The 6,741-nt window shown below is 62.5% G+C and carries 6 protein-coding genes and 1 pseudogene; all 7 read right to left on the reverse strand.

Features of this window, described 5'->3' with window-relative positions:
* Nucleotides 1-302 (reverse strand): acyl-CoA dehydrogenase family protein (locus ABIE62_RS14625; protein ID WP_354327115.1); only part of this gene is annotated, 302 nt, incomplete at its 3' end.
* A complete protein-coding gene (locus tag ABIE62_RS14630; RefSeq protein WP_354327116.1) occupies nt 299-1,879 on the reverse strand; it encodes an acyl-CoA dehydrogenase family protein in 1,581 nt (526 codons plus the stop codon). The genes ABIE62_RS14630 and ABIE62_RS14625, both read right to left, overlap by 4 nt.
* Complete coding sequence (locus tag ABIE62_RS14635; RefSeq protein ID WP_354327118.1) at nt 1,876-3,087, reverse strand: acetyl-CoA C-acetyltransferase; 1,212 nt, start codon at nt 3,085-3,087, stop codon at nt 1,876-1,878. Before ABIE62_RS14635 ends, ABIE62_RS14630 begins: the two co-directional genes overlap by 4 nt.
* On the reverse strand, nt 3,084-4,286 hold the full coding sequence (locus tag ABIE62_RS14640; protein WP_354327120.1) for a CoA transferase: 1,203 nt from the start codon (nt 4,284-4,286) through the stop codon (nt 3,084-3,086). The genes ABIE62_RS14635 and ABIE62_RS14640 overlap by 4 nt, the downstream gene beginning before the upstream one ends.
* A 7-nt stretch (nt 4,287-4,293) precedes the next feature.
* On the reverse strand, nt 4,294-5,448 hold the full coding sequence (locus ABIE62_RS14645) for an acyl-CoA dehydrogenase family protein (protein WP_354327121.1): 1,155 nt from the start codon (nt 5,446-5,448) through the stop codon (nt 4,294-4,296).
* Between the two features lie 32 nt (nt 5,449-5,480).
* On the reverse strand, nt 5,481-6,389 hold the full coding sequence (locus ABIE62_RS14650; protein ID WP_354327123.1) for an SDR family NAD(P)-dependent oxidoreductase: 909 nt from the start codon (nt 6,387-6,389) through the stop codon (nt 5,481-5,483).
* A 2-nt stretch (nt 6,390-6,391) separates the two neighbouring features.
* Nucleotides 6,392-6,741 (reverse strand): annotated as a pseudogene (locus ABIE62_RS14655) (succinate--CoA ligase subunit alpha); the annotation flags it as partial.

The raw sequence follows: 6,741 nt of genomic DNA on the forward strand, positions 1-6,741 counted from the left end.
CTCTCGCTGCCGTAACGCAGCAGCGTGTTCATGATATACATTTGCGCATGGGCGGATGATCCGTTGCACCCGCTTGCCTGGATTTCCTCCATGATTACGCAGGCTGCTGCCAGGCTCAACCCGCTGCCGCCGTGTTCGGCCGGGATCAGCGCGGCGAGGAACCCCGCTTTGGTCAGCGCATCGACAAACTCTGCCGGATATTCGCGCGCCGCATCTTTCGCGCGCCAGTATTCACCGGGAAATCCTTCGCACAGACCGCGCACGGCGCGACGGATTTCACCAAGGTCTTCTGATTGAGTCATCTATTCTGCCCTTCCAGTAATCCGCGGGAGATCACTTGTGCCTGGATCTCGCCGGCACCTTCGAAAATGTTCAGGATTCGTGCGTCACACAGGATGCGACTAATCTCGTACTCGAGCGCATAGCCGTTACCGCCATGGATCTGCAGCGCGGCATCGGCGTTAGCCCAGGCAGCGCGGGCAGCCAGCAGCTTGGCCATCCCCGCTTCGATGTCGCAGCGCTTGCCGGTATCCTTGGCGCGCGCAGCGGCATAGGTCAGCTCACGAGACAGCACGAAGTCCACAAGGCTCATTGCCAGCTTGTCGGCCACCCGAGGAAAGTGGATCAGCATCTTGCCGAATTGCTTGCGTCCGACAGCATAGTCGAGCCCCAATTCCAACGCCCGCCTGGCAACGCCGACAGCGCGCGCCGCAGTCTGGATTCGGGCGCCTTCAAAGGTTCGCATGAGCTGCTTGAAGCCTTGCCCCTCTTCGCCGCCCAGCAGGGCGTCGGCGGGGGCCAACATCCCATCGAACTGCAGCGCATATTCACGCATCCCACGATAGCCTAGGACTTCGATCTCGCTGCCGCTTATGCCATCTCCGGGGAATGGAACTGTTTCGGTGCCGCGCGTCTTGGGTACCAGCAGCATGGACAGGCCGGCATGGCCCTTCACGCTTGGATCAGTCCGGCATAGCAGGGTCATCAGATCGGAGCGAGACGCATGGGTGATCCATGTCTTGGCACCGTCAATAGCCCAGCCCTTACCAACACGGCGCGCACGGGTTTGAAGCGAGCCAAGATCGGAACCAGTGTCGGGTTCGGTGAAGACAGCAGTTGGCAGGACCTCGCCGCTCGCAATCCTCGGCAGCCAGTATTCGCGCTGCGCGGACGTTCCGCCCATCGCGATCAGTTCGCCGGCGATTTCACTGCGGGTGCCGAGCGATCCGGCTCCGATCCAGCCTCGCGACAGTTCCTCGGTGATGAGGCACATTACAAGCTTCCCAAGCCCTAAGCCGCCAAATTCCTCGGGTATGGTCACCCCGAAGGTGCCCAGTTCGGCCATCCTCGACACAGTATTGTCCGGAATCAGAGCATTGGCGAGGTGCCACTTGTGCGCGTGGGGCAGCACTTCGGCATTGGTGAAACGCCGGAACTGATCCCTGATCGCGTCGAGCTCGACGTCCCCTAAGCCCTCGCTGGGCCATTCGCCAGCGGCCAGCGCGACAGCGACCGCGGCGCGGGTTTTCGCGTGGCTCGTGTTAATCGTTTCACAGGTCGCTGCAAGGTCTCGCGCAGCTTCTGCCAAGCCCAAGTCACAGGGGCGCAAGAGCTCGTTCTGCGCCATCGGCAGACCTCCGGTCAGCTGGGCCAGCGTCTCGGCAAAAGCCAAAAGCGCCACGTCGCGGTCCAATTCGCTGCCGCCATCATTGGACTCAAGCCAATCAATTACAGCTTCAAGCGCTGCGACGCTGGTCGCGATCCAGGCAAAGCCATGGTGCGCGCGCTGGTCCGTCCGATCGATGGCACTCGCCGCCGCGCCTGCCCTGTTGCGGAATGCTCGCGCAGCATCCAATGCCTTTGCGAACTTCACGCTCATGCCTTTTCAAACACCGCTGCGATGCCCTGCCCGCCGCCGATGCACATCGTCTCGAGGCCGTATCTTACGTCGCGTCGATGCATTTCATGGGTAAGGTTCGCGAGGATGCGGCCTCCCGTCGCACCAATCGGGTGGCCAAGCGAGATCCCCGAACCGTTTACGTTGAGCATGTCATGGCGGCCGTCGTCGTCGGACCATCCCCAGGCCTTCAAGCAAGCCAGCACCTGCGGTGCGAAGGCCTCATTCAATTCAATGAGACCGATGTCAGCCCACGATAATCCGTTCTTTGCGAAAAGCCGCTGGGTCGCTGGAACAGGGCCAATCCCCATCCGCGACGGATCGCAACCCGCAGCTGCCCAAGAATGGAAGAAGGCGATCGGTTCAAGCCCCAGTTCCGCCAGCTTGTCTTCGGCAACCACAAGGCAAGCCGCGGCTGCATCGTTCTGCTGGCTTGCATTGCCCGCCGTCACCACGCCGCCCTCAAGTGGCTTCAGCTTGCCCAGTGTGTCCATGCTGGCATCGACGCGATAGCCTTCGTCGTGGGTGAAAAGTACCGGGTCACCCTTCCTCTGCGGAACCGCCACCGGAACCAATTCGTCATCGAATAAACGGTTTGCCCAAGCCGCTGCGGCGCGCTGGTGGCTGCGGACGGCATAGGCGTCGCACGCCTCACGGTCGATGTTCCAATCCCTCGCAAGGTTCTCGGCGGTTTCGATCATACCGCTGATGATGCCGTACCGCTCGACTGGCTGACTCATGACCCGCCCGCGCGTCAGGCGATCGTGCAGAGTCACGTTGCCCGAACGAACTCCGCTACGCAGATCCGTGCTGTAATGCTCAACGTTGGACATGGACTCGCAACCGCCAGCAACTACGACATCCGAAACCCCGGTCTGAACCATCATCGCCGCGTTCACGATCGCCTGCAGTCCGGAACCACAGCGTCGATCGAGCTGGTAACCAGGCACATCCTCTGGAAGGCCTGCGAGCAACCATGCCCAGTGTGCGATGCACGGAGCTTCGCCATTGCCGTAGCCCTGTGCGAAGATCACGTCGTCTACCCTCGACGGATCGATACTGGTGCGCTCCGCCAGGGCCTTGAGGATTTTGGCACCGAGCTGACCGGCGGTAAGCGGCGCTAGGCTCCCGCCAAACCTGCCCACTGCGGTCCGGATGGGAGAAACGATGGCGGCGCGGCGCAAGGTCATTGGGCGGTTCCTACAATTCCGGTGTCGATCAGGCGGGCGATTGCCCCCGAGGATAGCTTGAGGCGCTCGGTCAGGACCTCTTCGGAGTGCTGGCCGTTGCGCGGTGCAGGCAACGGTGCGTTGCGTTCCAACTGGGGTATGGTTCCGAAGGAGCCGGCCGCAGGGTAGGCGAAACCCGAGGGGTTGTCCCGGAAGGCGCTGAACACCGGGTTCTCACCCACCAGACGCGGATCGTGTGCGGCGTCGAGCATGGTGCGGTAGGCGCTGTGCACGATCCCGCCAGCATCAAGAACGGCGGCAAGATCGGCGTGATTGCGGGCGCCGATCGCAGCTTCGAAGATGGGGTAGAGCGCGTCCCTGTGAGTGAACCGCAAGCCGTCGTTACTGGCGAAGGATACGTCGCGTGCGTTCTCAACGGCGGCGATTTGCTCCTCAAGCCTGAGGGCGGCGACGAGGTTGGCCCACTGACGCGGGGTGACGACAACGATCATGGTCCGGACAGCATCGGCGGTTACGAAATCGCGCCCGAACAGGCCGTAGACCGCGTTTCCGAGCCGGGGACGATTGTCTCCCTCGTAGAGCACCTCGGCGATGCCGCCGAGATTGGCGACCGTCCCGATCGCGACATCCGACAAGGGAATGCGCACCTCGCTGCCCTCGCCGGTCTGGGCGCGGCGCTGAAGAGCCGCCAAAAGGGCAAACGCGGCATAGGCGCCCGAAAGCAGGTCCCAGGCAGGCAGGACGTGGTTGACCGGCTCTGGCCCCGGTCCGGTCATCGTCGGATAGCCGACCGCGTTGTTGACGGTGTAGTCGAGCGCCGGAGCACCGTCGGCCCAGCCCATCACCCTCACCGTGATGAGATCCCCGCGGCCCTGGCAGAGCGTCTCGTGCGAGAGAAACCCGCCCACCGGGAAATTGGTAATGAGTTGGCCAGTGGCGCGGATCAGATCCTGCAGAAGCTCGCGTCCTTCGGGGCGTCCGAGGTTGAGGGCTACGGACTTTTTGGCCCGGTTGAGGTTCTCCCAATACAGGGAGGAGTTGCCGGAGGTGAGCGGCCAGCGCCGGAAGTCCGGCCCGCCGCCGATCTGGTCGACGCGGATCACGTCCGCACCGAACTGAGCGCAATAAAGCCCGGCGGTCGGCGAAGCGACGAAGGACGAGGCCTCGATCACGGACAGACCCGTCAGGAGCTGGTACATGGGCCGATCAGCCCCGCTGCGCCCAATCGCGCAGCATGTGCTTGGCGATCTGGAGCTGGAGGATTTGCGTCGTGCCCTCGTAGATGCGGTAGATGCGCGAGTCGCGGAAGAACCGCTCGGCGTCATATTCGGCAAGGTAGCCAGCGCCGCCATAGATCTGCACCACACGATCGACGACACGCCCGCACATCTCGCTTGCGTAAACCTTGGCCGCCGCAGCCTTGCGCAGCACGTTCTCACCAAGGTCGGCGCGCCGTGCAGCATCTTCAAGCATGCATTCCGCGGCGTAAATCTCGATCTCGCTATCGGCGAGCATCTGCTGGATCAGTTGAAAATTGGCGATTGGCTCGCCGAAGGCCTTGCGCTCGTTGGCGTAGCGCAGCGCGGAATCGAGCGCACGACAAGCATAGCCGGTGGCGGCCGAGCCAACCGAGAGGCGCCCGTTGTCGAGGCTCTGCATGGCGGTGGCGAAACCTCTACCCTCCTGCATGCCCAGCAGGGCGTCGGCAGGAAGATGCACGTTGTCCATTATGATGTCAGCGATGTGGCTGCCAGCCTGCCCCATCTTCTTGTCGGGCTTGCCAACGGTGATCCCCGGCGTGTCCATCGGCACCAGGAAAGCGCTGACATGCGCGTTCTTGGGAAGCGCCTCTTTACTGGTGCGCGCCATGATCAGCGCGACATCGGCATAGGGAGCATTGGTGATGTAGCGCTTCGTGCCATTCAGAACCCAGCCATTGCCTGATCTGACGGCCATGGTCTGCATGGCAGCGGAGTCGGAACCCGAGCCAGGTTCGGTGAGCCCGAAGCAGGCGATCTCGCCAGCAGCCAGGCGCGGCAGCCATTCGGCCTTTTGCTCCTCGGTCCCACCATTTTTTAGTGCCGAGCACACCATGCCGATGTTGATCGAGGTGATCGAGCGATAGCACGGCATCGCGTAGCTGAGCTCACGGATGGTGCGCGTATACTGCTGAATGTTCATCCCAGCCCCACCGAACTCTTCAGGCATGGTCAGGCCGAACAATCCCATTTCCCGCATCTCCCGCACAATGTCCTCGGGTATCCGGTCCGTCTCGATGATCTGTTTCTCGGCAGGCAGCAAACGCTCACGCACATAGCGTTGCAATTGCTCGATGAATTGGTCGAATACACCGGCGTCCATGCCGGAAACGCCATTGTTCACGGGGCAGGTCCTCAGATCGGGTCGTAGGGAAAGACATCCGCACTGACTTCGTCGGCGCGGGCAAAACTGGGCCGGAAAGCCGGGATAAGCTCGTCGGCGATCGCCTCGGGCGTCCATCCGGTGGTCTTCGTCATGGAGCGTACAGGACGCGGCTTGTCGAACAGCACGATCTCGTTCTTGCGAACCCCGAAGATCTGGTTGGTCACGCCTTGGCTTGCATCGGAGGCGAGATAGACCACAAGCGGCGCGATCTTGTCGGCACTCATTGTCTTCAGCCGTTCCACCCGCGCCTGCTGTTCGGGCGTCTCTGCAGGAATCGAGGCGGTCATGCGGCTCCATGCGAAGGGCGCGATGCAGTTCGAACGCACCCCAGCGCGGGCCATATCGAGCGCGATCGACTGGGAAAGGCCAACGATGCCGAGTTTCGCAGCCGAGTAGTTCGCCTGCCCGATATTGCCGATCAGGCCGGACGTGCTCGTAAAGTGGACGAAGCTGCCCGATTGCTGCTCGCGGAAATAGGGAGTCGCCGCCTTGCTAACATTAAAGGCACCGTTGAGGTGCACGTCGATCACCGCGCGCCAATCCTCGAGGCTCAGCTTGTGCCAGATCGCATCGCGCAGAATCCCCGCATTGTTGACCACAGCATCGATCCGTCCGAAATGCTGGACGGCGTCCTCGACGATTGATTGGGCTCCGACCGGATCGACTACCGAGGCAAGATTGGCGCGCGCTTTGCCGCCGGCGGCGATGATATCGTCAACGGTTTGCTGCGCGGGACCAGCATCACCCCCTTCGCCGCCGCCGCCGACGCCAGGGTCGTTCACTATGATTGACGCACCTTGCCTCGCGCATAGCAACGCGATTTCACGGCCAACGCCGCGCCCCGCGCCGGTGATGGCGACAACCTTGTTTTCCAGCATCATCAGGCGTTTTCCTTGAGCATCGCGGCCAGTGTTTCCCCCAGCAGCGATGGCGAGGGGCTGACGCGGATGCCCGCATCTTCCATCGCCGCGATCTTGTCTTCCGCGCCGCCCTGACCGCCGGAAACGATCGCGCCAGCATGGCCCATGCGGCGACCCGGAGGGGCGGTGAGGCCGGCGATGAAGCCGACCATCGGCTTGGCGCGGCCCTTGGCGGCTTCGGCCTTGATGAAGGCGGCGGCTTCTTCCTCGGCCGAGCCGCCGATTTCGCCGATCATGATGATGCTTTGCGTCTCCGGATCGTCAAGGAACAGGTCGAGCATGTCGATAAAATTGGTGCCGTTGACCGGAT

Origin of the sequence: Porphyrobacter sp. MBR-155 (assembly GCF_040547625.1) — a bacterium.
Lineage (GTDB): Bacteria > Pseudomonadota > Alphaproteobacteria > Sphingomonadales > Sphingomonadaceae > Erythrobacter.